Below are 2,962 nucleotides of genomic sequence, written 5' to 3'. Positions count from 1 at the left end.
GGAGGAGGTCGTGCAGGGCGGCCTTGCCGATGCGGATCGGGGGGTTGGACCAGATCGCGGCGAAGCGGAGGCGGGGGTCGAGATCGTCCGCCAAGATGAACCTTACATTGTCAAGGTCGGCGGCGTTGGCATTGCTCTCGGCGAGGTCCAAGGCTCGCTGATTAACGTCCACGCCCCAGACCTTCGCCTGGGGAGAGCGCTTGGCGAGGGTGAGGGCGATGGGGCCGTATCCGCAGCCGAGGTCGAGCAGGTCGCCGTGCCGGGGCGGGGGCGGGACGGTCTCCAGCAGCACGCGGGTGCCGGGGTCGACGCGGTCGGGGGAGAAGACGCCGCTGTCGGTGTCCAGGCGCAGGTGCAGGTCGGGCAGGACGAGGTCGACGGTGCGTCGGCGGCTCGCGGTGCCCGGCCGTTCGGCGAAGTAGTGTTCCCCCACGTCGGCGAACCGTATCAGCGGTCAGGGCAGGCGGGAGAACCAGGCGAGGGACGCGCCTCCGGCGGCGAGGGCGAACAGCAGCGCGATGCCGGTGTAGCGGGCGGCGACGTCGCGGTGCTCGGTCTTGAAGCCGAGGGAGCTGCCGATGTTGGCGTAGACGTCGCGGAGCTGGTCGGAGTCGGCGGCCTCGTAGGCCTTGCCCTCGGTGCTGTCGGCGAGGGCGCGCAGGGTCTCCTTGTTGACCGAGACGCTGGTGGTCTCGCCTTCGATGTCGACGGTGCCGTAGGGGGTGCCGAACGCGATGGTGGAGACGGGGACGTGCGCGGCACGGCTGGCGTCGATGGCCTCCTGGACGGAGCGTCCGGTGGTGTTGTCCCCGTCGGACAGCAGGACGATGTGGGCGGGCGGCGGGTCCTGGCTGGCCTCGGCGTCGAAGGACCGGACGGCTTGGAGGCTGGTGAAGACGGCCTCGCCGATGGCGGTGCGCTTGGCGAGGACGAGCTGGTCGATGGAGGCGACGGCGGCGGCGCGGTCGGCGGTGGGCGCGGCGATGAGGTTGGCGCTGCCGGCGAAGGCGACGACGCCGACGTTGAAGCGGCCGGGGAGTTCGCCGATGAACTTCTTGGCGGCGGCCTTGGCGGCGTCGAAGCGGCTGGGCGGGACGTCCCTGGCCATCATGGACAGGGAGACGTCGATGGCGACGAGGATGGTGGCGCGGTCGCGGGGGACCTTGACGGAGTCGGCGGGCCGCGCGAACCCGATCATCATGAGGGCGATCATGATGAGGAACAGGCCGGCGGCGACGTGGCGGCGCCAGCCGGGGCGGCGGGGTGCGATCTGGGAGAGCAGGGCGAGGTTGGTGAAGCGGACGGCGTGCTGTCCGCGGCGCAGCTGGAGCAGGACGTAGAGGGCGGCCAGGGCGGGCAGGACGCCGAGGAGCCAGAGGCGTTCGGGTGACAGGAAGGTCATGGGCGCACTCCCGCTGTGTTGACTTGCCGGCCTGCGGCGCGGCGCTGGCGGAGGGCGAAGCGGGCGATGTCGGCGATCCAGTCGCGGTCGGTGCGCAGGACGAGGTGGTGGGCGCCGCAGCGGCGGAGTGCGGCGCGGGTGTGCTCGCGTTGCGCGGCGGCCGCGGCCGCGTAGCGTTCGCGGACGCGGCGGCTGAGGACGATCTCGTGGACGGTGCCGGTCTCGGGGTCGGTCATCTCGACGAGGCCGACGTCGGGGAGGTCGAGTTCGCGGGGGTCGATGATCTCGATGGCGAGGACCTGGTGGCGGGCGGTGAGGCGGCGCAGGGGCCGTTCCCAGTCGGGCCGGGCCTGGCCGGCGGTGTCCCGGCGGGCGCCGCCGTGGCTCCCGGGGCCGCCGTGGGCGTCGTGGGTGCCGTCGGGGGCGAGGAAGTCGGAGATGACGACGCGGAGGCCGCGGCGGGTCTGGCCGCGGTCGAGGGCGGCGATGGCGGAGGCGAGGTCGCGCTGGGGTGCGGTGCCGGCGCGTCCGGGGCCGGGGCCGGTGCGGGGGGCGCCGTCGTGGACGGATTGGGCGTCGAGGGCGGCTTGGAGGAGGGCGTAGAGGGCGGCTTTGCCGGTGCGGGCGGGCCAGCGGCGCATGCCGTCGGTGTGCAGGAGGTAGGCGCCGGCGCGGTCGCCGAGGCGGACGGTGAGGAAGCCGACGGCGGCGAGCGCGGCGACGGCGAGGTCGCGTTTGATCATGGTGCCGGTGCCGAAGTCCATGCTGGGGGTGAGGTCGAGGAGGGCCCAGGCTTCGAGTTCGTGGTCGGCGATGAGGTCGCGGACGTGGGGGGTGGTGGTGCGGGCGGTGACGGCCCAGTCCATGTGGCGGACGTCGTCCTCGCCGGGCTGGTAGAGGCGGGCTTCGGCGAGTTCGGTGCCGGGGCCGGGGAGCAGGCCGAGGTGTTCGCCGTTGAGGAGGCCGTCGAGGCGGCGGGTGACCTGGAGTTCGAGGCGGCGCAGGGTGCGTTCGGGGGCGAGGTGGGCGAGCTTGCCGCTGTGTCGCCGGCGGGCCGCGGTCATGCGGTGGTCACCGCTGCCGATCCGTGGTTCCACACGACGCGGGGCGGGGGGACGGCGGTGAGGATCTGGTTGACGACGTCGGCGGCGTGGACGCCGTCGGCGAGGGCGTCGAAGGTGAGGACGAGGCGGTGGGCGATGACGTCGCGGGCGACGGCGCGGACGTCGTCGGGGAGGACGTAGTCGCGTCCGGACACCAGGGCGAGGGCGCGGGCGGTGGCGGCGAGGCCGAGGGTGGCGCGGGGGCTGGCGCCGATCTCGATGACGCCGCGCAGGTCGGGGAGGCGGTACTGGTCGGGTTCGCGGGTGGCCATGACGAGCCGGACGATGTAGTCGGCGATGAGTTCGTGGACGGCGACCTCTTCGGCGGCGCGCTGGAGGCCGGCGAGGCGTCCGGTGTCGAGGATCTGGGTGGCTTCGGGCGGGTCGACGCTCATGCGCTGGAGGATCTGGAGTTCCTCGTGGGCGGCGGGGTGGTGGACGTCGATCTTCATGAGGA

The 2,962-nt window shown here is 73.4% G+C and carries 4 protein-coding genes; all 4 read right to left on the bottom strand.

From position 1 onward, the window contains the following. Positions 1–433 (bottom strand): methyltransferase (locus tag E1287_RS42810; RefSeq protein WP_131971806.1); only part of this gene is annotated, 433 nt, incomplete at its 3' end. Between the two features lie 21 nt (positions 434–454). Next, positions 455–1,402 (bottom strand): VWA domain-containing protein, encoded by a 948-nt coding sequence (locus E1287_RS42805; RefSeq protein ID WP_131971804.1) that lies wholly within the window; start codon positions 1,400–1,402, stop codon positions 455–457. Further along, positions 1,399–2,466, bottom strand: coding sequence for a DUF58 domain-containing protein (locus E1287_RS42800; protein WP_131971802.1), 1,068 nt, complete (start codon positions 2,464–2,466; stop codon positions 1,399–1,401). Before E1287_RS42800 ends, E1287_RS42805 begins: the two co-directional genes overlap by 4 nt. Continuing rightward, positions 2,463–2,962, bottom strand: a 500-nt coding sequence (locus tag E1287_RS42795) for a MoxR family ATPase (RefSeq protein ID WP_243719834.1), incomplete at its 5' end; no start/stop codon positions are given. The genes E1287_RS42795 and E1287_RS42800, both read right to left, overlap by 4 nt.

It is taken from the genome of Actinomadura sp. KC06, assembly GCF_004348735.1.
Classification (GTDB): Bacteria; Actinomycetota; Actinomycetes; order Streptosporangiales; family Streptosporangiaceae; genus Spirillospora.
This window is presented reverse-complemented; position numbering and strand designations above follow the sequence as displayed.

What these genes read in the sequence shown, in the direction of transcription:
- E1287_RS42805 (WP_131971804.1), bottom strand. Translation starts at nt 1,402, where the DNA reads ATGACCTTCCTGTCACCCGAACGCCTCTGGCTCCTCGGCGTCCTGCCC.
- E1287_RS42800 (WP_131971802.1), bottom strand. Translation starts at nt 2,466, where the DNA reads ATGACCGCGGCCCGCCGGCGACACAGCGGCAAGCTCGCCCACCTCGCC.